Genomic DNA, 22,696 nt, shown 5'->3' with positions numbered 1-22,696 from the left:
CTCCAACTCATGCTTCAAATGAGGAAACCATCAATTCTTCTATTGCTTTAATCGTTTTAGGTACTTTAGAGGTCATCACCCGATGTCCCTCTTCTGTCACCACCACATTATCTTCAATACGAATTCCTATACCGCGCCATTGCTCTGCAACATTGTTATTATCTACCGCAATATAAATACCGGGTTCAATGGTTAACACCATGCCCACCGCCAAGGGTCGGCTTTGTTTATTAAGCCGATAAGCGCCCACGTCGTGCACATCAAGCCCCAACCAATGACCTGTACCATGCATATAAAAATCAGTATAGGCTTTTTCTTCAATTAATGCATTGATATCGCCTTGCAATATCCCTAAAGACACTAACCCTTCAGTAATAATTTTAACAGCCACTTCATGGGGGGCTTGGTATAAATTATCTGGTTTAACCGCCTCAATCGCTGCTAAATTAGCAGCTAAAACGATTTCATACAAAGCTTTTTGCGCGGGAGAAAATTTGCCAGAAACAGGAAAAGTCCGACTAATATCACTCGCATAACAGTCTATTTCACACCCAGCATCAATCATTACTAAATCACCCGCCACAAGCGGTGCATTATTTTCTTGGTAATGGAGAATACAAGCATTGGCACCACTGGCTATAATCGAATTATAGGCCACTAAACGCGCACCACCTTTACGAAACTCATATTCTAATGCAGCATCCAAACTGTACTCAAACAATCCTGCTTTACACGCTTTCATTGCACTTATATGCGCTTTTGCTGAAACATCCATCGCATATTGCATAACGGCTAATTCAGACTCACTTTTATGCAAACGCATCTCATGCAAAATAGGTTCTAATGCTTTAAATGTAAAAGGGGGAATAGCATCTTGTCTTACTCGACTACGAACAGTAGAAACCCAATCACTTATTTGTTGTTGCAACGTTTTTTGAGTTGCCATTAAAGAATAGACTGTTTTACGCCCATCTAATAAGCTTGGCATAATTTCATCAAGCTGTTTAATAGAAAAAGCCTGATCAACATGGAAGTTTGTTACGGCGCCTTCTTGCCCTGCTCTTATCCCTGTCCACACCTCTAAGGCAGGGTCTTTATCACGACAAAATAATACAACCTGGCCTTGCTCACGGTTTGGAATCAACACCAACATAGCTTCTGGCTCGGGAAAGCCTGTTAAATACTGGAAATTACTGTCTTGGCGATAGGGATACTCAACCCCCTCATTACGCTCTACAATAGATGCAGCACTAACAATTGCCACATCATCTTCAGTTAAAGTAGCCAATAAAGATTCGCGGCGTTTTTGATACTCACAAGGGGCTATTGTAATCATATTTTTCTCGGACTAGTGTATGACCTGCTTTTCATCAGGGAGAATTTTTAACTCGGTCGCAACTAGCAGAGGAACTAGCTTTAAAAACTCTACCAACTCCATGTAATCATTCTCACTACGAGCTTCATCTTCTGGAACAATAGCCGTTTGCAACTGTGTGATTGAGTCTAAATCGGCTAAAATCTCTAATACTTCTTTAGGTAACTCAGCAGCTTGCTTAACCATTCCAAAGCCAGATAAAAAACCGCCGGCCCAATTAATCAATGCCTTTAAACGATCTTCTAGAGACTCATCATCTGTTGGTAATAATAATGTCACCGTGACACTGCCATCGGTAAACTCTTTATTTACCATTTCTTGCAACCCTGAAATAGCAAGCTTAATAGCTTCACTCTCCTCACCTTCACCTAAAAGAGTTGCCATATCAGCTTCCTGAAAGGATCCACCAGACACTTTAACGCCCCAAAGATTCCCCTGCAACTCAGCCGGTGTAATAAAATACCCTGCATCTGTTAATAACTTTGCAAAACCTGCATAGGCAGAACATAATACTTGTGACATAAATGGCGCTAACCTTTTAAAACTAAATTTATACTATTATAGTAACAATCTTGACAAACAAACAGAATGTTTAATTGTATAATGAACTTTTATTAAACATTATATTATAATACCTTACTACATTGATTAATATGTGGGCGTTTTGACTAAACGAAAACATGGAAATATTATGAAACAAGCAAAAACAGTGACTATCAATATTTTAGATAAAGAATATCACCTTACATGTCCAGAAGATAAACGTCTTGAACTACAAGAAGCGGCTAACTACCTCAACAAAGTGATGCGAGAAATTCGTACAAGCGGAAAAGCGATTGGTGTTGAAAGAATTGCCGTAACCGCCGCACTCAATATTGCCTATGAGTTACTTGAATATAAACACAAGGCCACTGAAACCCAACAAAGCCTATTATAATAGTATTACAAAAACAGCCAAATATCTTGTCTTACATTATATTAATGGTTAATTATATTTTCATTTACAGTGCAAGCAATTCAGGTATAATAAATTTAACTCCTCGGGTGTTCGTCAATTGGAGATGTCCCTGAGCCGATAATCTTTTATACGGAGGTTATCAAATAACCGGTGTGCATGTCCGTTTTACGGAAAGCCTAAAGGTTTGCGGTAACCACCACCTTGAACTTTTGGGTTCAAGGGCTAACCCAATAACGGCACCTTTGGAGCTCTTCATTTTCTATTATGACGATGGTCATTACCCCCGAAACATCTCCCAAAGAACTAAGAAAGCTATTACGCTCTCGTAGACGGTCACTGACTAATCTACAACAACAGATTGCCGCTGAAAATCTTTGTAAGCAACTCATCAAAAGCCCTTTATTTAAAAAGTCAAAACATATCGGCCTCTACCTCGCCAATGATGGTGAAATAGATCCTCATTTATTGCTAAAAGTCGCTAAAAAGTATAAAAAACATATTTATCTTCCCGTTCTCAGGCAATGGCCTAAATACGCCATGGTTTTTCAACGTATTAAACCATCCACACGCTGGACATTTAACCAGTATAAAATCAAACAACCTGTTTATGATAAAACAAAGCTAAGTCATCCACTCAAACTCGATCTAATCCTTATGCCTCTCGTCGGTTTTGATAAAGAAGGTGGGCGTATAGGTATGGGGGGAGGCTTTTACGATCGCTACTTTAGCTACCTAAACCGTATGAACTCGTGGCGTAAACCTTATTTATTAGGTTTAGCACACGAGTGTCAAAAACTTGAAAAGCTACATTTAAATAGCTGGGATATTAAAGCAATGGCTGTCGTGACAGATAAACAGTGGTACTTTCATTAGCACAAACTGCTACTGGGTACACTATTTTACGTTATTAATAACTTGCCCTACAAAATATTACTTCTCTAAATAGAGAAGTTTTAAAGTGTTTGATATTTTCTTTTCTTTAAATATGTTATAACCAATTTTCTGATATAGTTTAATATTTCTATCACTCTTTGAACTGGTAAAAAGCTCACACCGCTGATGGGGTAGCACATTTTCTATTTCAGTCAATAGTTTTGTACCAATTCCTTGATTTTGTTTATCTGGTTTAACAATCAACTTACCTATATACAACGTATCATCCTCGATATACCCCCTTACGGATCCAATAATGTCACCATTATCCATTACTTTTAAAACAATGCCCTTTTCATATTCCTGTAATACTTCTTCCAATGTTTGAGTTAGCGGCGGTATATTCATATTTCCACAAAGCTTTGCTTCGCTTTGATAGGCTAAATATTGCAGTTGCAAAATTTCTTGTAAATCATTTTTATTGGCTACTGTTATTATCATTTCACCACAAATCCTAAGTAAGCATTACTAAAAGCATCATCTTTATTTAATAAAGTCATCTTAATACATACTTGATTAATTGATTAGTAATCCTGCTTCATTCCAAATTTTACATATTGGAATCTCATTTTTGTATTGGCAAGCAGACTCAGGCATACCATTCTCATACCATGTCTTCCACAGGCCAATCTTCTTTCCTAAAATAGAGGTACCCTCTAACTTTTTATTACCATTTGCATACCAACGTTCACAAGAAACAGGATTTTCATCATAGACACTACAAGTTTCTTCTGGCTTGCCATCTTCATACCAATAGTGCCAAACTCCTTCTTTCTTATTATTGATAAAAGAGCCTTGTGCTTTCTTATTACCATTCTTATACCAAAAAACAGCATCACCATTTCGTACGTCATTTTCGTACATAAGCTCTATGCTTTTCTCACCATTCTCATACCAACTAGTTGATAACCCTTGTAATTTATTACCTTTAAAATGGCGCTCTACTTCTTTTTTCCCTGATGGAAAATAACGAACAAACACATCTTGTGAGGTGGCATCGTTAAAGTAGACCTCTTGTTTTATTAATTGATTGTTCTCTTTTACCCAAATAGATTCTATGCCTTCTATTTGACTATCTTTATAATGGGCTTCATATTTTTTTTCACCGCTCTTAAACCAGCGAGTCACCAAACCATTCAATTTACCACCACTATAATGTAACTCTTCTTTTTTATTACCATTACAGTACCAGTTGATCACAACACCATCTAATCGCCCATCCGAAAATTGCGCATCTGTTTGCAGTTTGCCATCAGGGTACCAAAACTTATAAGATCCATTTAATTTACCATCCTTATAATTAAACTCTGACTCTTTTTGACCTGATGAGTACCACGATGTAACCATTCCTTCTAGCAAGCCTCTACTATAAAAGCCTCTCAACTCCATTTGTCCATTGTCAAACCACTGAATATATTCTCCTTCAATATCGCCTATATCTTCAACCATAAAAGCATAAATATCTTTTACATTGGTAAATAAGGTTGGTTCTACTTGCTTATTATCCGTGTCAGTAAAAAAATCTTGGATTAGATAATTGTCATTGCCGTTAATCTTTAACAACTTTCTATAGTAAGTGCTTTGTTCCTTACTTCCTACTCTTTTACCCTCTTTATCTGCATAACTAATAATCGCTCCCTCTTTCAATGGAACATTAACCAATTCTGCTTTACTTTCTACAGCTACTTGTGCAAAAGAATAACAAGGTAATATTGCGATTATAAGGCCGATAACAATCACAAAACACTTTTTAACATACTCCATAACAACCCTCTAAACAAATAGAACCAGCTGATTTCAAATATTATTTATCGCTTTTTATCACGAATCTTTTTTTCCATTTTTTTATGATGGCTCATTAAACGACGCTTCTTATTGACCTGCCTTTCTGTTAGCGTATTCTTATTATTTTCATAAGGATTTGTACTTCCTTTATACTCAATCCGAATAGGCGTTCCTACCAACTTTAGGACACGACGAAACGTATTTTCAAGGTAGCGAGTATAAGCTTTAGGTACTTTTTCTACTCGATTACCATGAATAATAAGTAGCGGTGGATTAGCTCCCCCTAAATGCGCATACCGCAACTTGATTCGACTACCATTAACCATAGGTGGTTGATGCTCTTGCACTGCATCTTCTAATATGCGGGTTAACTTACTTGTAGGCCAACGCGTCACTGCTGAATTAAAAGCTGCTTGTACCGACTTATAAAGATGGCCTACCCCAGTTCCATGCAGCGCCGAAATAAAATGAATGTCGGCAAAGTTCACAAACATTAAGCGGCGTTCAAGCTCTGTTTTAACATAATCACGTTCAGATGCTTCCATTCCATCCCATTTATTTAAAGCAATTACTAATGAGCGCCCTGTTTCTAACACAAATCCCAATAGATTGAGATCATGATCTACAACACCTTCTCGGGCATCCATCACAAAAATAACTACGTTTGAATCTTGAATAGCTTGTAAGGTTTTGATAACAGAAAACTTTTCTACCGCTTCAAATATTTTACCCTTTCTTCTAACACCCGCAGTATCAATTAATGTATATTTCTCTTCGTCACGGGTAAATGGAATATAGATACTGTCTCGAGTTGTTCCTGCTTGGTCATACACCACCACACGCTCTTCACCGAGCATACGATTTACCAAGGTTGACTTACCCACATTAGGACGACCAATAATGGCTATTTTTATGCCATCTTTTTCACTAGGCCCCGGGACTCTCGGCATTTCTGCTATTTGGGAGGGATCGATAGTGGTTTCATTAGTCAACGAGTCCTCTTTTACTTCACCAATCATATTAGACAAAATCGTTTCTAACATAGGATTAATGCCACGACCGTGAGCAGCTGCGATCAGAATAATGGACTCAAAACCTAATAAACTAAATTCCGCCTGAATATAATCGTTATTTACTGCATCGATTTTGTTAACAACCAAATAAGTCGTTTTATTACGCTTTCTTAAGTGATCCATGATTAACTGATCACCACCCGTTAAGCCGTCTTTTGCATCAACAATAAAAAGCACTACGTCGGCTTCTTCAATAGCAAGTAATGATTGTTGCGCCATTCTGGCATCAATCCCTAATTCTTCGCCAGAAAGCCCCCCTGTATCGATAACGATATAAGGCTGTCCTTTCCAATGCGCTTCGCCATATTGGCGGTCACGGGTTAACCCCGCATACTCAGCAACAATAGCGCTACGCGACTTAGTTAGACGATTAAATAAAGTTGATTTGCCAACATTTGGGCGGCCTACTAAAGCAAGCACAGGAACCATAAGGTGTTTTCCTTCGTTAAATTCTTTTTCATTCGTTATAGCTCATTATTCATAACAAAAACAGGGCTTATAGCTTTTTTTTGTTCACAATAGAACTAATTAATTCTTTAAAATCTGCTTATTTTTGGGGCATATGATGGAACGGAGCATATCCACAATAAAATTAAATATAAGTAAAGATACTAAAAAAACTGTCCCCTTAGTCAATACCAAGACACATAAAAAAAAATCCAAAGATAAGTCTTTTAAGTTATCTAATAGGGAGAGATTATACATTGAAATGTTCCCTAATGGTTCTAAATTATAGAGGGTAAAGTATATTTTTGATGGAAAAGAAAAACTCATAGCTTTAGGATGTTACCTAGCGGTGTCCCTCTCTTATGCGAGAGAGCTTAAACAAGAAGTAAGGACGCAAGGCAAAAGGGGAATCGACACAGTATTCAATAGGAAAATATAAAAAAACAAACAGGGCATCAATGATTTTGGATCTTTAGCAAATAAATGGTACGATATTTTTGCTAGTAAATGGTCAGATTTAACGAAACTAAAAACAAGAAGATATCTTGACAATGACCTAATGCCATTCTTTAAAAAAAGAGATATTTGAACAGTAAAAAGAATAGAACTAGTCTCGTTAATCAAAAAGCCTGAGTCCAGCCCAGAAACGTATCAGAACCAGTTAAAAATACGAATATAGCTAAATCAAATATTTAGATTTGCTATTGCAAAAAGGAATTATCGAATCTAATCCAACCACCAACATTGATATAGTTACCAAGGCTGTACTAAAAAAAAACCAATGCCCCACGTTCGCTTTTCAGAACTAAAAGAACTGATTGAAAGTGTAAAACTAACTAACAACCCAATTCTAGCAGACGGTAATCAATGTTAAACTGGCTTTACTTATGAAAAAACTATTATCAATCATTACCCCCCTATTTTCTAATCTGCCTTTTGCAGATAATATTTATTGTAAGGTGGTGATATTACGAACGGCGATATAATCCAATGTTTAACTGATGATAAGAAGCAGATTAAGGCTAGTATTTAGGAAGAGCAAATTAAAACTTAATTTACATAAAATATTAGCCTTTCTTATTAAAATCTCGAAACTAAGACACTTCACAAGCTTGACACTCCTCCCTTTATAGACAAATATATTGCTACAGAGCTAAACATTAAACTCATGTTTAATTTAATACACTTTTCAACCTATAATTTTATATATGAGTATTCACCTATTATGCAAAAAAATTATATTCCTATATTAGCTTTACTTCTATTGATCTCTGAATGTTGGTAGCACATTAGATGCCCTCAATAAAAATACAATGTGGATCAATAAAGCCCTCCCCTAACACAATAATAAAATAAATAGTTTTGCCATTTAGGAACGCCACAAATGAGCAAAGCTTTTGACATTGCTTTCTTTGTTTTAATAACATTTTAACATTATAATTATAGTACCAAGGTATAGTATTAGTAGGTATAGCACATCATCTATTCTATTGCCTCAATTTTAAAGCTACTGTTTTTAAACTCAAGGAGAGATATATTGAAAAAATTAATAGCTATATTTGCCATAACTTTAGGAATCATTGCAGGGCTAACATCTTTATCAGTTAATGCCGCACAAGGAAACTTAACTTACGGAACTTGGTACTTTCTAGCGTCCTCTGACTCAATACAAAACTTTAATATAGTTCGCAATTGTATTTATACAAGAACCCGCTGGCAGCAAAACTATGGCCGCTTGCAAAATCAGTATTACACTTTAACTGTGGTTAATACTTCTTGCCCAACTGTCGACAGTTTAAATCTACCGAATTAATTTATAAATATTTTAATAATAAAAAAGCACTTAGCAATAAATAGTGCTTCTATTATTAGAACTTCAGAACAATACTTTCTATGCTAAACTGAAATGCTAATAACATTCTTTATTTAAGATATTTTATTAATTTATCTATATTTTAAAATCTAATATCCCCCTGTCAAACACCATAACAGCTCAGTACATGATTAGGCGCTTACTTTTTGGTAACGCCTAGTACTTGTATAACATCGCAAAACATTTGATATAGTATTTCACAGTTATTCATAAAATGTAATATTTGTGATTACTCGAAAGGTTGACCAGCAGTATTTTTAAATAATACTATTAACTCATCTTAGTATTTGATTTTTATCATTGTTGTTTCTTTTTTTCATACTGTATTAAATCCATTTTCTCCCGGAGACTGATGTCGCGCAAATCTAGTATTATTGTGCTTGGTAGTGCTTCCATTTCAAATAATTTTTCTTTACCCCTTGTTGATATCCCAGTTAGAGCAGGCTTTCCATCTCCTGCGGATGATTATGCTGAGGCAAAGCTTGAATTAACAGAGTATCTTGTACAGCATCCTAATGCTACTTATTATATTAGAGCGATTGGTGATTCAATGGTGGATTATGGTATTTTTAGTGGTGATTTGCTGATTGTCGATAGGTCATTGGATGCCAAAGCGGGGGATGTTGTTATCATAGCTATTGATGGGGAGCTTACGTGTAAGAAACTGTCTTATATTAAAGGTGAACCTTTTCTGGTTTCTGGCAATAGTCTGTACCCGCCTATTCCTTTGTTAGGTAAAGAAGCTCATGTGTGGGGAGTGGTTATTTATAATATTCACTCGTTACAGGGAAAGTGTTCATGATCGGCTTGATTGATTGTAATAATTTTTATGCCAGTTGTGAGCGTGTATTTAATCCTAAGCTAGAAGGAAGGCCTGTAGGCATTCTTTCTAATAATGATGGCTGTGTGATTGCTCGCTCTAATGAAATTAAACCATTAGTACCCATGGGAATGCCTGCCTATCAGATCCCACCACATATACGTAAAGAAGTTACGTTATTAAGTTCTAACTATGAGCTCTATGGTGATATGAGCCGTCGTGTGTTTGATACTGTTCGTGAACACACGTCAGACCTTGAAATCTATTCTATTGATGAAGCGTTTATTCATCTATTGGGTTTTGATAATACGGTTGAATACTGTAAGCGTTTGCGTTCAATTGTTAAGCGTGACACAGGTATTCCTGTAAGTATTGGACTTTCGTCAACAAAAACCTTAGCTAAAATAGCGAATCATGTTGCTAAGAAAAATCCTGAACTCGAAGGGATTTGCTGGTTACACGCAGGGGAGCCAAGACTTGAAGCGCTGTTAAAGCAGTTGCCTGTAGGTGAGGTGTGGGGCATCGGCTATAAAATAGCTCAACGATTAGAGGCGTTGGGTATTAAAACAGCTTGGCAATTAAGACAATCAAATCTTAAACGTATTAGGCAGCATTTTTCTGTTGTTCTTGAGCGCACTGTTTTAGAGTTGCAAGGAACCCCTTGTATTGAGCTTGATGATATGAATACGCCTAAACAGAATATCATGACTTCGCGTAGTTTTGGCAAAATAACAAGTAACTTTTATGATTTGTCTGAGGCTATACGCGCTCATTCAAGCAAGGGGGCTGAAAAATTACGTAGTCAGCAGTCTGTTGCTCGTGCTCTAATGGTTTTTTTAAAAACGAATCGCTTTCGTAATGATTTATTGCAGTACAACCCATCGAAACTCGCCCAACTACCCTATCCTACTAATGATACACGCGTTATCGTAAAGACGGCCCATGAAGCATTATGCTCTATCTTTCGTGAAGATTATCTTTATCATAAGGCTGGAGTTATGATGTTAGACTTAATAGATAAGGATGTTGAGCAATTCGATTTTTTTCATGCAGCACAAGATACTAAAGAACAGATTAAAAGTGATCGGTTAATGTCTACGATTGATTCCATTAATAAAAAGATGGGGAAGAATACGATTATTATTGGGGGTCGTACAGTTAACGCTACATGGAGTCTTAAAAGGGATTTTTTAAGCCGGCGTTATACTACACGTTGGAATGAGTTACTTAGCGTTAAGCTATGACTTTTGAGCCTTTGCCCAAAAGACTAGGCACATATGATGTAGCCTCGAATTAGTGGAGACATTTAAACCTCAAAAAGGAGTCTCCAATGGGCACAAAATACAATCCTCATTTTAAACAAAAAGCTATAAATTTAGCATTATATAATGGTCAAACCTATCGACAAACGGCTGATGACTTGGGTATAAAATATCCCACCTGTGTAATTGGATACAACAAACCATGAATAAGCAAGTCTAGCCATCAAACCATAAAAACCAATAAGAAACCTGACTACACGAGCTAGAACATCAAAATAAAGCGATGAAGAAAGAACTCGAATTTCGTAAAAAGAAAATCGAAATCCTAAAAAAACCGCACAGCACTTTTAATCGATAAAGTACTGCATCCGTGAGCTTAATTGGTTCGTCTGACTGAACACCTAATTTGGTACATGCTCGTTGAATATAGCCTTGTGTGTTATTTTTATTAGATGGAGCATAACGATTAATAGTTGATTGAACCGTCCTTAATCCGTATTTATCTCTGTATGAAAACATGACCTTTATAATAGCTCTAATACAATACACAGGATCAATAAATTGATAGCATGATTGATCCGTCCTCTGTGATTCAGACACTAATCCTTGAAATTTAATACCTCAATGTATATGACCTAGATTATTGTTTCTTATTCCTCTTGGTAGACTCATAGTTCGTCATCCTCGTTTCTGTATCTGTCTTGGTAGCTAGTACTTTGTTCTATTTTTTTATCGATTAATTTTCTTATGAAGTACTTAGCTGTTTTCAAACCAAATACACCTATAAAACCTGATGCTGCTAATGCCTATCCATAAGATAAGCCAAACTCTCTACAGGTAACGCCTACACTAAAAACAATATGTGATCCAAACATAGAATCGAATAATACTAATTTAAAACTTGGGTGCTTTTCATCTCGCTACATTCGAAATATGATTACAACGAAAACCATAGCTAATGCTATTCCTTGTTCTCGTGCAATGTTGTATAGGTCTATCCAAAAACTTATGTCTTTTTCTGGCATTTCATGTTGTCTTGGTAATTTTCAGCTATAAAAAACCGCCTCAATGAGCGGTCTTTTATCTAGACTTGATAGTATTAATATTGAACTTGAGTTACAGACACAATATCTGAAAGTGAATTATAATAAATGGTTAACCTAGTATCAGGTTTCTTTTGGTCCGCACATTGAAATACTTTATCATTTCCTGTCTCGACCCTTTTACAAATAAGATTTTTTGATTTAATTAACCTATCTGCTAACTTATCAAAACTCTCTTCGCCTTTAATAATTAAGTACGTGCTTTTCATGTTAGGATTACTAATAATATAAATAGATCCACCCAATACACTTAAATCGCTTGTTTTTATATCATAAAAAGATACCGGCCCCCCAATAAATTGATAAACAATAGTATTTTTACCCTCATCAGTCGCAGGAGTAAAGTGCTGTTCAACTTTTATAAAAACAGGATTATTAGCATACGTTTCTGGTGTATCATCTTTATTAATCGAAAAATTAGGCTTTTCACCACATCCCACAAGCAAAACTGCTAAAATCACGCTGATAATTAATTGCTTCATTCTCTTCATCCTTAGATACATAAAAAATGAAGTATAGTTTTAATACAGGCATAAAAAAAGCCCTTGCGGATTAGGCTAAGGGCTGTATTTCGTTTAGAGCGAAAAATAATTATAGAAATAATTCATTATTTTTTTAAGCTGACAATATTTAACTAAAAACAAATAGTTAATTAGCATAAATACCTAACTTTAATTATTTTTAAGTAATTTCATCACATCCTAGCTTTATGATTTTAGATACAGGCTCTAACGCCTTAGCATCGATACATACACATGAGTTTAGTAATGAGATTTAGATAGCGCCTGTTGATAAAGTATAACTTGGTTAACGCGATAATGTCTTGTTGCAAAGTTGAAGGGACAACACGGGATAATGAATTAAGAAATATTTATAACTTCAATACTAAACAGGACAAGAAATAACAAAAAGAAATATGTATTGAATTAAAAAATAAACCCGTCGGTTTAATTCTGCATAAGGAAGAGTATCAAAATAACTCAGAGGAGATAAAACTATATACACCGTTTAAAGCTAATAGTTAATGAGGTATTAAGGCGTATTAATGCTCCGATGGTATTAGCCATTACGATTGGAATATACAACATTCAAGGTAAGGTAGCAAAAAATCACAAAACATGGCAGGTTATATCTTAAATCTTAAGCTTGAGTTAGATAGTATTAAATCTGTTGAAAAAATGAAAGAAAAGAGACAGACGCTATCTAAACGTATTGTTTGGCTAAAACAATTCTATATGGAGCGTTGCGGTATTACGGAGATTAAAATGAATGATGATAATTTCACGAGTAAGTTAAATAAAGGAAGAGCCTCTGTAGTTGTTGAAGATGATGAAACTAAGTTTCTTGATGACGGCTCTTTTGTTAAATAGTAACGTTCTATTAGTAAGACAGCTGTTAAAGAGGCTATCGATAAGGGCGAGTTTTTTGAGGGTGCTAGATTAGAACAATTGCTTTCTTTAAGAACCAGCTAATAAACATCACTCAATTAATGGAATTAAACTCTATTAATCTATTTAATTACAAAGTAATATTTACCTTAAAAAAGTTAATAATATTCTAAAATAGTTCAAGATTATCTTAAGTGGAGTAAATAAACATATGTTAAACATTTTTTTTTGTATGATTCTCAGCGTAAATAATGGCGGTTCTTTAGTCGCTAATTGTCGACCAGAAAATAAATATATTAAGCAAGAATTTAACAATATAACTTTAATGGTGGCAGACATTGATGCACCCTTTAATAATCAGCTTTATGCTGAAGAATCAAAACAAAACTTAACAAAGTTATGCCTAAATAAAGAAGCAGAAGTAGAGGTACATTTATACAATAATCAATTTATATTTGGCGCTGTAAGTTGTGAAAATAAAGATGTAGCAAAGTTTCAAGTCGCTTCAGGTATGGCAAAGGTATCTGAAAACTCAAAATTCAACGATAATATTGATTCTCTTTTAGAGTATGAGCAAAAAGCACAAAATCAAAAAGTTGGTATATGGAAAAATATAACCCCAAAATAATTTGGTTAAGTTTCATTGCGCCAGTGATGAAATCAATAATCTATTCTAAACAAGCCCTATAAGTAAGGGCTTTTTAATACAAGATATTTATGGAAGACTTTATAAAAATTGAATTTTAAATAAAAGTTATTTGTACAGATAAAACAATCTATCTATCTCAGAGAGATACCAATAACAAAAATAATATTATCTTGTACAAATGACGTATTACTCTCATCTGTTTAAGTACTAAAACTCATATATACGTATCAGCACATTAAACCTATATAGGAGAGTCAAAAGGATACAGAAATTGTAACACTCCACTCACTTTAGTTATCACCTTTGTGACAAACTAGATTATATAGTTTACAGTCATATCTAAAGTTTGCATATCAAGAAAACAAAGCCTTCGGATTAGGCTTTTATTTAGTAAGTAATCACCACTCCACAAGTTCAGCGTACCCAAATCCATCCGCTCCCATATTATTCCCAGTATAGAAACAATAAGTCTTACTCTCATACCTTAAAACCGATGGATACCCCATCGTTTTACTATCCCACCCCTTAGATGAAAACTCTAAATTAATTTTATCATCATCTCGTGTCCAATTTATACCGTCTTTAGACTCAGCATAAGCTAGCTTATAGGGAATTAGCTTTGTACTAGCACCAAAAAACATCCGGTATATATTGCCATCTTTAAAGACATATGGCCTACCTACTCTGTGCTCACCTTCATTACATTGTATGATTACCTTACCTTTTTTGGGAAAAGAATCATAACACTCTGATTCCATATAACGAATGTCATAAACTGGATACTTTTTATCAATAAAAGAATTACCTCCTCCATACCAAGCCCTCCACTTTCCATCTTCGAACATTATGGAATGAATTACACGAAAAAACTCCTCACCATCGGTTCGGTCAGTAATAGGTACCTGACTATTTCTAAAGAAAGTTTTTCCACCATCTTTTGATACCGCCAATCCACCGAAAACAAGAAACTTTATATTTTCTGGAACTTGGTAGCCTGCGTAATAAAGTAAAATATCTTCTTCATGCTTTACTACGGCACAAGGAACAACACCATTCTCATCAAAGGTAAACTGAGCCCCAATATCAAGAACAGGTTTTTCGGAAATTTGCAATACATTCGATGGGCAAGCCGCATCGACATCAACATAACCAACTCTTGAGATACCATTTACACTTCTTCCACCAAAATAAATTCTTATTATGTTTCCTAGTAGAATAGGCGTTGGCTGCAGTGTTCCTCCGACAATCCAATCTACCTGATTCTCGGACTTTAAAATAAGTCCTTTTTTTTCCCAAATCATAGTATTACCTCAGTAAAAAAATGCCAATAATGAATATATGCATATTTTACGCTAACTAATTTTTTATAAAAAAGTCAGCCACTTAATTATCATAGTGAATAATAAACCAATTCATTACTGATCTCTAGTTTTTTAAATTACGTCCATTACAACCTTACTAAACAGCCTGATATAGTAATCAAATAATTTTGCCTTTTTAAGATACTTAACACTTGAGTACTGATCCGTACACCTCGAAAAATAGCAGCACTTCTGATGGCCATTTAAGTTATCATCTACTAATCCAATACATTTAACTTTCTGTAGTTGCTATATACTAAGCATCTATAAGAATGCGTAGCTTTTAAATGTGCTGCCAACACATGCCTGAAACTTAACAATAAAATCTTTAGTATTAAACTGATAGTCTTCTGTTATCTCTTGATAAATAAGAGCTACTATTTCTTCTAAATATTAAAAATTATCAGCAATAAACTCCATATCTTGCATAATTTTAGAAGTATCTTTAGAGATCAAAACATTACCAATTAGATTATCTGAGTCATCGAACTATAATAGATACCTATCTATGCGAGTTGTAACCCAAGGATCAGGTTTTTAAATAAATTTAGACTCAATGCGTAGATAAATACTTAACTGTTAAATCAGGAAAATCTGTAAACACTCCATCACTCTTAACGACTTCAAAAATAATATTGTGTAGCTGTTCCATATTGTTTGCGAAGCTCGGTAATCGGTCTTTACGCAACGTATAAGGGTGAATAAATAGATGGTTGTTATGAGCCTCTTGACTCATAATAGTCAGAACAATATGCTCAGGGGTGGAACGTTTATCAATCAACATGGGATATTGTGGCCCTATTCCATCGGCATATTTAGCAATTTTTTTCATGGCACCAGGCTCAAACATCCAATCATAGTTATAGTTAACAAGTTTGCCTTCTTTATTTTTTTCAAACGTTTCTTGCCAGTCTGTTTTGGCGATTAGTTGCACAAGCTTTAAATCCATCCCTAGTTGGGGAAACAGTTCTGTTTTAATCCGTTTTAACTCATTAGGGTCAAAAGACTGTAAGTAGACTTTATCCTTTTTAGTGGTATAACCATATTTTTTTAATACTTCAAGCACCGCTAATGAGATATCTTTTCCTTCACTTAAATGGAACCAAGGAGCTTTTATTTCAGGATAAATACCAACCTCTTTACCTGTTGAGTGGTTAAGCCCTTGAATGAACTCTATTTCTTCTGAAAATGTATGAATTTTAAATATTGATTTTTCCATCGGAAAACGATCAGGATAATCTTGCTTTTTAACACCATTTACCTCTGTCCATCCTTCAGTAAAATTCAATGTTTTAATTTCATCTAATGTAAAGTCAATCGCATAATAACGTCCATCTTTACGCGCCCGCTCAGGAAATTTTTGGTCAACATCCGTAACACGGTCTAAGTAATGGTCATGTAACACAATCAGTTGATTATCTTTAGTCATCACGAGGTCTTGTTCTAAATAGTCAGCACCTTGTGCATAAGCCATTGCTTTTGATGGCAAGGTGTGCTCTGGCAGGTAACCACTAGCGCCACGATGAGCAATGACCACTTTATCAAAAGCTTGTGCGCTAAATGCCAACGTTAATAAACCAAGAACAAAGAATAATCTAAATATTTTTCCCATCGTTTTTTTCCTTAAAAGGGCTTGTATTTAAAATAATATAAAATTATTTTACCTTCTAAATATGACAATACTGTGTATCTTATAAAACAATAAGCTTTCAACACTATTATTCAACTCAAGCCTTAGACTTTAATATAGATCAGCTATTTATAGGACTGCGAATCAAAAGAAATCATCTATAAAATTAGATATATTTGGAAAATACCTATAACTTAGATATACCAAACTGACCACTACACATATCAGAGAGAGAACCCATAACAAACCGCTCGACAAAGAAATTAATGCTATAAATGATACAATCAGTAAGCAAATAAAAAATATATCCATATCTCAATAACCTTTATTTTTTAGTCAACTCTATTTATAGTCTGATTACTTAAGTTAGTTGCTTAAGTAGTAAATCTTTTTTATTAAAAACGCTGGTCACAATTCAAAATTTAGACAAAGAGTCTAAAGCATTATTTTTATGTTGTATATTATAGGGTGTTCTACTAATAATGAATCTTAAAAAATATCAGATTCTATTTGTATTAATTGGTACGCCCGTCGTTGTTAGTCTTACGCTTTGAATGGCGTAGAAACAGAAGCAATAGCTAATAAGGGTACTCAGCCCTACAAAGTCAATAATCAACAATTTTACAAAATAGCGGCTGAATTCACGAACAAATAAAACAGAACCTATAAAACAGATAGAATAGAAACAACAAGAATAATTAATATTATATACGATGGATACTCACCTAAAAGAGCTGATGTTAAAGATAACTCAGTAACTAGAGATAACTTTACCATTTATTGGGTTGCTACCTTTATTCTTATAGGCATTTTGATATTTTTATAGCCGCAAGAATACAACGTTATGTTGTCTTTTTATATTTATGGGATGAAACTTATAATAGATTAGCTTTTTGCATTTAAGATAAAAACGAAAATACTGCAATACTAGTGGTACAAAAAAGGGTTATTTAAAATAACCCTTTATTACAGCTAATCCATGATTAACGACCATAAACGGGGAAGCGAGCACAAATGTGTTCAACTTGACCACGAACGCGCTCGATAACAGCTTCGTTGGTAATATCATCTAAAATATCACATATCCAATTAGCTAGCTCGATACATTCTACCTCACCAAAGCCGCGCGTAGTTACGGCAGGCGTACCAATGCGCAATCCTGATGTTACAAAAGGTGAACGTGGATCATTAGGGACTGAGTTTTTATTCACTGTAATGTGCGCACGGCCTAAAGCGGCATCCGCATCTTTACCTGTGATATCTTGCTTGATTAAACTTAATAAGAATAAATGGTTCTCAGTTCCGCCAGAAACCACATCAAAACCTCTATCAATGAACACGCCTGCCATTGCTTTAGCGTTGGTAACCACTTGTTTTTGATAAGCCACAAACTCAGATTGCATCGCCTCTTTAAAACAGATTGCTTTTGCTGCTATCACATGCTCTAAAGGCCCACCTTGTCCTCCGGGGAAAACAGCTGAGTTTAGTTTTTTCTCTATTTCTTCATTCGCACGCGCTAAAATTAAACCACCACGAGGACCACGCAATGTTTTATGGGTTGTTGTAGTAACTACGTCAGCAAAAGGTACTGGATTAGGATAAACACCTGCTGCAACCAAGCCAGCCACATGCGCCATATCGACAAATAGATAAGCACCTACTTTATCGGCAATCGCACGGAAACGGGCAAAATCAAGTACTGGAGAATACGCAGAGAATCCTGCAATAATCATTTTTGGCTTATTCTCTACGGCTAAGCGTTCTACTTCATCATAATCAATAAAGCCATCTGCTGTAATGCCATATTGTACTGCTTTGTAAATTTTACCTGAGAAACTCACAGTTGCGCCATGTGTTAAGTGCCCACCGTGTGCAAGGCTCATACCTAACACAGTATCGCCTGGTTGTAATAATGCCATGTAAACAGCACTGTTTGCTTGAGAACCGGCATGAGGCTGCACGTTTGCATAATCAGCTCCAAATAGTTTTTTAGCACGATCTATGGCTATTTGCTCAACCACATCTACATATTCACAACCGCCATAATAACGCTTACCTGGATAACCTTCTGCGTACTTATTAGTTAAGACACTGCCTTGCGCCTCCATCACTGCGGGACTGGTGTAGTTTTCTGAAGCAATCAACTCAATATGGTCTTCTTGACGTTGCGCCTCGCCTTCCATCGCGGCATAAATTTCTGGGTCAAAGCGAGCAATAGTTAAATCACGGCTAAACATAGCAATCCTCTACAGTGGATGAATATCGATAAAAGGGGTATTTTACCCTATATTTAAATAATTCGTATATGAAAGCTTTTCAGTCTCACTCAAATTTTAATCACGTTACCTAGTTAATACTTATCAAATACTATACTATTATTAACATGTACTCTGTCTAATATTGTAAATAATGTAAGGAAAGCCATGAAACGATTAAAAAAATCATTAACTTTCTCTATCGGTTTACTATGTTTTATTATAGGAGCTAACAATGCTTATGCTGGTTATTATGCAGACCAGCTTAGTCAGTGCTTAGTAAAAAACACCAATGAAGAAGACCGTAAAAATCTAGCCAAATGGATATTTTCTGTGATTGCTCAACATCCCGATATTAAAGAGTTCACAAGCATTACCCCTGAGCAACAAAAAGCAATTGAAAAAACTGCCATCGATCTTTTTGCGCGATTAATTACCCAAGACTGTAAAAGCGAATTTATCTCTGTTATAAAATATGAACCAGAACAAGGCATTTTCATTAGCTTTAAAACTTTGGGGGAGGTTTCTATGATGACGCTAATGTCGAATTCTGTCGTCCAAGAAGCGGCTGTAAACTTCAGCGAACAACTTGATAGCAATGGAGCCATTGAGAAGCTCATTGAGCAAACTAAAACTCAATAAACTGACTCATTTAATATTTATAGACCACTGTTCACCATAAAAGCCGTCGTGGTCTATAGATACAATACAAGTATTCAACCGAAATGATCTTTAAATATACTACCCACGCTAGAAACTACAACTTAGTCGCCCATTAATTGCGTCGATACTGCTCTACATTACCACTTTTATCTGAGCTCCCTACACGTTTATTATTACTATTATAGTAGTCTGTCCTATTATTATTGGTTTGTGAACTGCCTTGATGTTTATTATTTTTATCATAATAATCTGTCCTACTATTATTGGTTTTAGATCCTCCTATTCTGACACCACTGCTATTATAATAAGTCACATTACCGCCATCCTTAACGGCTTTGCCTAGTGTATGTTCGGTTGCAGCATAATAAGTAATAGTATTACCACTAACCACTGATTTACCAACGCGATGACTTGAACTATCATAATAATAGGTTGTATTCCCACTGTTATCCGATTTAGCAACATTTCCCATTTTTTCAAGAAGTGGATCGGCACAGGCTAAATTAATAACCGATAAAATACTGCCCATTAACACAATCAATGACTTTCGATTCATAATCACGCCAAACTTACACAATTATCAATAATAAATAATTACACAACCACCAGTATAACAGGTAAAATAGACTAATATATTTAACTATACATTTTTCAAAAGAATACAGGTTACTATGGCACAATACGTTTATACAATGAATCGGGTGAGCAAGGTCGTTCCTCCGAAGCGTGAAATTCTAAAAGATATTTCCCTTTCTTTTTTCCCTGGTGCAAAAATTGGTGTGCTTGGTTTAAATGGTGCGGGGAAATCAACCCTTTTAAAAATCATGGCTGGCGTTGATACCGAGATTGATGGTGAAGCACGCCCAATGCCAGGGATTAAAGTAGGTTACTTACCTCAAGAACCACAACTTGATCCTAACAAAACTGTACGTGAAGTGGTAGAAGAAGCGGTTGATGAAATTAAGCAAGCCCAAGCACGTTTAGACGAAGTATATGCAGCTTATGCTGAACCCGATGCTGACTTTGATGCACTAGCTGCTGAACAAGCTAAATTAGAAGCTATTGTACAAGCTTCTGATGGCCACAACTTAGAGCGTCAACTTGAAATTGCGGCTGACGCTCTTCGTCTGCCTGAATGGGATGCTAAAGTCGACAAGCTATCTGGTGGAGAAAAGCGCCGTGTTGCTTTATGTCGCTTATTATTGTCGGCACCTGACATGCTATTAATCGATGAACCAACCAATCACTTAGATGCTGAATCAGTGGCATGGCTTGAGCATTTCTTACATGACTTTGAAGGAACTGTTGTTGCAGTAACCCATGACCGCTACTTCCTTGATAATGTAGCAGGTTGGATACTTGAGCTCGACCGTGGTCATGGTATTCCTTATGAAGGTAACTACTCTGGTTGGTTAGAAGCTAAAGCCTCCCGCCTAGAGCAAGAAGCTAAACAAGAAGCAACACACCAACGTGCAATGAAATCAGAATTAGAGTGGGTTAGACAAGGTGCAAAAGCACGCCAATCTAAATCTAAAGCACGTTTAGCGCGTTTTGAAGAAATGCAATCGCAAGAATTCCAAAAACGTAGCGAAACGAACGAAATCTATATTCCACCTGGTCCTCGTCTAGGGGATAAGGTTATTGAGTTTAATAATGTTTCTAAAGGCTATGGTGATCGTTTACTGATCGATAATCTTACTTTCTCTGTACCTAAAGGGGCTATTGTGGGGGTTATTGGTGGTAACGGTGCAGGGAAATCAACCCTCTTTAGAATGATTATGGGCACAGAACAACCAGATTCAGGCACTATTGAGCTAGGTGAAACAGTAAAACTAGCTTGTGTTGACCAAAGCCGCGACAACTTAGAAGGTGATAAAACCGTTTGGCAACAAATCTCAGATGGTTTTGACATCATTCAAATCGGTGGCTATGAAGTCCCCTCTCGTGCTTATGTTGGACGTTTTAACTTCAAAGGTACTGACCAACAAAAATTCGTTAAAGACTTATCAGGCGGTGAACGTGGACGCCTACACTTAGCACTCACCTTAAAACAAGGTGGTAACGTTTTACTACTCGATGAACCATCAAACGACCTTGATGTGGAAACATTGCGCGCCCTAGAAGAAGCCTTATTAGACTTCCCCGGTGCGGCCATTGTGATATCGCATGACCGTTGGTTCCTAGACCGTATTTGTACCCATATTCTGGCTTATGAAGATGATTCACAGGTGACTTTCTTTGCAGGCAACTACACAGAATATGAAGAAGATCGTAAAAAACGCTTAGGGGATGCAGCAACGCAACCTCATCGGGTACGTTACAAAAAAATAAAATAGCTCATTTTATGAACTACAAAGAAGCTTACATTGGTAGGCTTCTTTTTTATTATCTTTATTTCTTTTTTAAAAGCGCCTTGCTTTATTATTTTATATAAATATATTTAACACTCTCAATCTCTTTCATACCATATAATTTCAGTTACTTTATTAAAAAGTATTTTTACTCTCTTACTATTTATAAGCACGCCAGTATTATCTAGTGGAAAATAACACTTAATTTTATGACGTGACGGTCTAAGTTTACTAACACAAAAATGAGGCAAATAAGCTATGTGGCATAATTTAAAATTAGAGAATGTTAGCACTATTGAAAAAACAGTTGCAGAGTTTGCTGTTTGGATGGTGGGGTTGTACCCTATGCTAAAATTAAAGTCAGAATGGTTCATATACAGGAAGAACTGATTTAAAGATAAAACGGAAGTCTGATGGAAATCCAGAAAATGCAATAGGTTCTGGTAAAACTATTGATTAGGCTTTAGAGGACACAATAAACTACTTCAATAGCATGCTAAAAGAAGATGGTTTAAATAGGTTGACAGAAAATGACATCGAATATGCAGAATACCCTGATTTCTAAATCATTTTAAGATAGTCTTGTAAAAATACTATGATGGAGGTTATCACATTATCTTTTTATTTTTTTTAAATGCTTTATTGTATGAATACAAATAATCACTGCCATTAAGTTTTATTTCTAACAGATCCCTTAATAAAGGAGGCTAATACCTCCCTTACTCTTTGTTCATTTTCTATTTAAATAAAGTTTAATAGCAACAGATCAA

19 protein-coding genes, 1 other RNA gene and 1 pseudogene are annotated in these 22,696 nt (G+C 35.5%); 11 read left to right on the top strand and 10 right to left on the bottom strand.

Translation table 11 applies throughout. From position 1 onward, the window contains the following. Nucleotides 1-7 precede the first annotated feature (7 nt). On the bottom strand, nucleotides 8-1,336 hold the full coding sequence (gene pepP, locus DM558_RS03015; RefSeq protein WP_127161990.1) for a Xaa-Pro aminopeptidase: 1,329 nt from the start codon (nucleotides 1,334-1,336) through the stop codon (nucleotides 8-10). Nucleotides 1,337-1,348: 12 nt separating this feature from the next. Beyond that, nucleotides 1,349-1,897 (bottom strand): UPF0149 family protein, encoded by a 549-nt coding sequence (locus tag DM558_RS03010; RefSeq protein WP_127161989.1) that lies wholly within the window; start codon nucleotides 1,895-1,897, stop codon nucleotides 1,349-1,351. A gap of 169 nt (nucleotides 1,898-2,066) precedes the next feature. Here DM558_RS03010 and DM558_RS03005 point away from each other — a divergent pair, with 169 nt between their 5' ends. From DM558_RS03005 to DM558_RS02995, 3 genes are all read left to right on the top strand, one after another. Beyond that, the gene (locus tag DM558_RS03005) at nucleotides 2,067-2,312 is read left to right on the top strand and encodes a cell division protein ZapA (RefSeq protein WP_127161988.1); all 246 of its coding nucleotides are present in this window, start codon (nucleotides 2,067-2,069) and stop codon (nucleotides 2,310-2,312) included. 96 nt (nucleotides 2,313-2,408) lie between these two features. After that, a non-coding RNA gene (gene ssrS / locus DM558_RS03000) (6S RNA) lies at nucleotides 2,409-2,585 on the top strand. 18 nt (nucleotides 2,586-2,603) lie between these two features. Next, the gene (locus tag DM558_RS02995; RefSeq protein WP_127164796.1) at nucleotides 2,604-3,206 is read left to right on the top strand and encodes a 5-formyltetrahydrofolate cyclo-ligase; all 603 of its coding nucleotides are present in this window, start codon (nucleotides 2,604-2,606) and stop codon (nucleotides 3,204-3,206) included. Nucleotides 3,207-3,263: 57 nt separating this feature from the next. On the opposite strand, the gene DM558_RS02990 is transcribed toward DM558_RS02995, so the two are convergent. From DM558_RS02990 to der, 3 genes are all read right to left on the bottom strand, one after another. Further along, complete coding sequence (locus DM558_RS02990; RefSeq protein WP_127161987.1) at nucleotides 3,264-3,707, bottom strand: GNAT family N-acetyltransferase; 444 nt, start codon at nucleotides 3,705-3,707, stop codon at nucleotides 3,264-3,266. Between the two features lie 75 nt (nucleotides 3,708-3,782). Continuing rightward, a complete protein-coding gene (locus DM558_RS02985) occupies nucleotides 3,783-5,030 on the bottom strand; it encodes a toxin-antitoxin system YwqK family antitoxin (RefSeq protein WP_127161986.1) in 1,248 nt (415 codons plus the stop codon). A gap of 44 nt (nucleotides 5,031-5,074) precedes the next feature. Further along, on the bottom strand, nucleotides 5,075-6,553 hold the full coding sequence (gene der / locus DM558_RS02980; protein ID WP_127161985.1) for a ribosome biogenesis GTPase Der: 1,479 nt from the start codon (nucleotides 6,551-6,553) through the stop codon (nucleotides 5,075-5,077). A 319-nt stretch (nucleotides 6,554-6,872) separates the two neighbouring features. On the opposite strand from der, the gene DM558_RS15985 reads away from it, so the two are divergent. The 4 genes from DM558_RS15985 (at nucleotide 6,873) to DM558_RS02965 (ending at nucleotide 10,508) form a co-directional block, all read left to right on the top strand. Next, complete coding sequence (locus DM558_RS15985; protein ID WP_407644328.1) at nucleotides 6,873-7,010, top strand: hypothetical protein; 138 nt, start codon at nucleotides 6,873-6,875, stop codon at nucleotides 7,008-7,010. Between the two features lie 1,098 nt (nucleotides 7,011-8,108). Then, the gene (locus DM558_RS02975) at nucleotides 8,109-8,384 is read left to right on the top strand and encodes a hypothetical protein (protein WP_127161984.1); all 276 of its coding nucleotides are present in this window, start codon (nucleotides 8,109-8,111) and stop codon (nucleotides 8,382-8,384) included. A 412-nt stretch (nucleotides 8,385-8,796) separates the two neighbouring features. Then, nucleotides 8,797-9,246, top strand: coding sequence for a LexA family protein (locus tag DM558_RS02970; RefSeq protein ID WP_127161983.1), 450 nt, complete (start codon nucleotides 8,797-8,799; stop codon nucleotides 9,244-9,246). Beyond that, the gene (locus DM558_RS02965; RefSeq protein WP_127161982.1) at nucleotides 9,243-10,508 is read left to right on the top strand and encodes a Y-family DNA polymerase; all 1,266 of its coding nucleotides are present in this window, start codon (nucleotides 9,243-9,245) and stop codon (nucleotides 10,506-10,508) included. The genes DM558_RS02970 and DM558_RS02965 overlap by 4 nt, the downstream gene beginning before the upstream one ends. Nucleotides 10,509-11,625: 1,117 nt before the next feature. Here the strand turns inward: DM558_RS02965 and DM558_RS02955 are convergent. Beyond that, complete coding sequence (locus tag DM558_RS02955; protein ID WP_127161980.1) at nucleotides 11,626-12,111, bottom strand: hypothetical protein; 486 nt, start codon at nucleotides 12,109-12,111, stop codon at nucleotides 11,626-11,628. 633 nt (nucleotides 12,112-12,744) lie between these two features. Between DM558_RS02955 and DM558_RS02950 the strand changes: the two are divergent. Both DM558_RS02950 and DM558_RS02945 read left to right on the top strand, forming a co-directional pair. Further along, nucleotides 12,745-12,999: pseudogene (locus tag DM558_RS02950) on the top strand (hypothetical protein); the annotation flags it as partial. A gap of 229 nt (nucleotides 13,000-13,228) precedes the next feature. Next, nucleotides 13,229-13,645, top strand: a complete 417-nt coding sequence (locus DM558_RS02945) for a thermonuclease family protein (RefSeq protein WP_127161978.1) — start codon at nucleotides 13,229-13,231, stop codon at nucleotides 13,643-13,645. A 419-nt stretch (nucleotides 13,646-14,064) separates the two neighbouring features. On the opposite strand, the gene DM558_RS02940 is transcribed toward DM558_RS02945, so the two are convergent. The 3 genes from DM558_RS02940 to glyA form a co-directional block, all read right to left on the bottom strand. Further along, nucleotides 14,065-14,967: a glycoside hydrolase family protein gene (locus DM558_RS02940; RefSeq protein ID WP_127161977.1), complete on the bottom strand. Its 903-nt coding sequence runs from the start codon at nucleotides 14,965-14,967 to the stop codon at nucleotides 14,065-14,067. A 613-nt stretch (nucleotides 14,968-15,580) separates the two neighbouring features. Beyond that, complete coding sequence (glpQ, locus tag DM558_RS02935) at nucleotides 15,581-16,639, bottom strand: glycerophosphodiester phosphodiesterase (protein ID WP_127161976.1); 1,059 nt, start codon at nucleotides 16,637-16,639, stop codon at nucleotides 15,581-15,583. Nucleotides 16,640-17,640: 1,001 nt separating this feature from the next. Further along, the gene (gene glyA, locus DM558_RS02930; RefSeq protein ID WP_127161975.1) at nucleotides 17,641-18,894 is read right to left on the bottom strand and encodes a serine hydroxymethyltransferase; all 1,254 of its coding nucleotides are present in this window, start codon (nucleotides 18,892-18,894) and stop codon (nucleotides 17,641-17,643) included. Nucleotides 18,895-19,080: 186 nt separating this feature from the next. On the opposite strand from glyA, the gene DM558_RS02925 reads away from it, so the two are divergent. Beyond that, the gene (locus DM558_RS02925; RefSeq protein WP_127161974.1) at nucleotides 19,081-19,554 is read left to right on the top strand and encodes a hypothetical protein; all 474 of its coding nucleotides are present in this window, start codon (nucleotides 19,081-19,083) and stop codon (nucleotides 19,552-19,554) included. A gap of 133 nt (nucleotides 19,555-19,687) precedes the next feature. On the opposite strand, the gene DM558_RS02920 is transcribed toward DM558_RS02925, so the two are convergent. Continuing rightward, nucleotides 19,688-20,131, bottom strand: a complete 444-nt coding sequence (locus DM558_RS02920) for a hypothetical protein (protein WP_127161973.1) — start codon at nucleotides 20,129-20,131, stop codon at nucleotides 19,688-19,690. 115 nt (nucleotides 20,132-20,246) lie between these two features. Between DM558_RS02920 and ettA the strand changes: the two genes are divergently transcribed. Continuing rightward, entirely contained in the window at nucleotides 20,247-21,911 is a 1,665-nt protein-coding gene (gene ettA, locus DM558_RS02915) for an energy-dependent translational throttle protein EttA (protein ID WP_127161972.1), read from the top strand. Nucleotides 21,912-22,696: the final 785 nt, after the last annotated feature.

The organism is Entomomonas moraniae (genome assembly GCF_003991975.1).
Taxonomy (GTDB): Bacteria; Pseudomonadota; Gammaproteobacteria; order Pseudomonadales; family Pseudomonadaceae; genus Entomomonas; species Entomomonas moraniae.
This window is presented reverse-complemented; position numbering and strand designations above follow the sequence as displayed.

Bases quoted from the DNA above. Each gene is read 5' to 3' on its own strand.
- DM558_RS02925 (WP_127161974.1), top strand. From the start codon at position 19,081: ATGAAACGATTAAAAAAATCATTAACTTTCTCTATCGGTTTACTATGT.
- glyA (WP_127161975.1), bottom strand. From the start codon at position 18,894: ATGTTTAGCCGTGATTTAACTATTGCTCGCTTTGACCCAGAAATTTAT.
- glpQ (WP_127161976.1), bottom strand. From the start codon at position 16,639: ATGGGAAAAATATTTAGATTATTCTTTGTTCTTGGTTTATTAACGTTG.
- DM558_RS02990 (WP_127161987.1), bottom strand. From the start codon at position 3,707: ATGATAATAACAGTAGCCAATAAAAATGATTTACAAGAAATTTTGCAA.
- DM558_RS02965 (WP_127161982.1), top strand. From the start codon at position 9,243: ATGATCGGCTTGATTGATTGTAATAATTTTTATGCCAGTTGTGAGCGT.
- DM558_RS02970 (WP_127161983.1), top strand. From the start codon at position 8,797: ATGTCGCGCAAATCTAGTATTATTGTGCTTGGTAGTGCTTCCATTTCA.
- DM558_RS03010 (WP_127161989.1), bottom strand. From the start codon at position 1,897: ATGTCACAAGTATTATGTTCTGCCTATGCAGGTTTTGCAAAGTTATTA.
- ettA (WP_127161972.1), top strand. From the start codon at position 20,247: ATGGCACAATACGTTTATACAATGAATCGGGTGAGCAAGGTCGTTCCT.
- pepP (WP_127161990.1), bottom strand. From the start codon at position 1,336: ATGATTACAATAGCCCCTTGTGAGTATCAAAAACGCCGCGAATCTTTA.
- DM558_RS02920 (WP_127161973.1), bottom strand. From the start codon at position 20,131: ATGAATCGAAAGTCATTGATTGTGTTAATGGGCAGTATTTTATCGGTT.
- DM558_RS02985 (WP_127161986.1), bottom strand. From the start codon at position 5,030: ATGGAGTATGTTAAAAAGTGTTTTGTGATTGTTATCGGCCTTATAATC.
- DM558_RS02955 (WP_127161980.1), bottom strand. From the start codon at position 12,111: ATGAAGCAATTAATTATCAGCGTGATTTTAGCAGTTTTGCTTGTGGGA.
- DM558_RS02945 (WP_127161978.1), top strand. From the start codon at position 13,229: ATGTTAAACATTTTTTTTTGTATGATTCTCAGCGTAAATAATGGCGGT.
- DM558_RS02995 (WP_127164796.1), top strand. From the start codon at position 2,604: ATGGTCATTACCCCCGAAACATCTCCCAAAGAACTAAGAAAGCTATTA.
- DM558_RS02940 (WP_127161977.1), bottom strand. From the start codon at position 14,967: ATGATTTGGGAAAAAAAAGGACTTATTTTAAAGTCCGAGAATCAGGTA.
- der (WP_127161985.1), bottom strand. From the start codon at position 6,553: ATGGTTCCTGTGCTTGCTTTAGTAGGCCGCCCAAATGTTGGCAAATCA.
- DM558_RS03005 (WP_127161988.1), top strand. From the start codon at position 2,067: ATGAAACAAGCAAAAACAGTGACTATCAATATTTTAGATAAAGAATAT.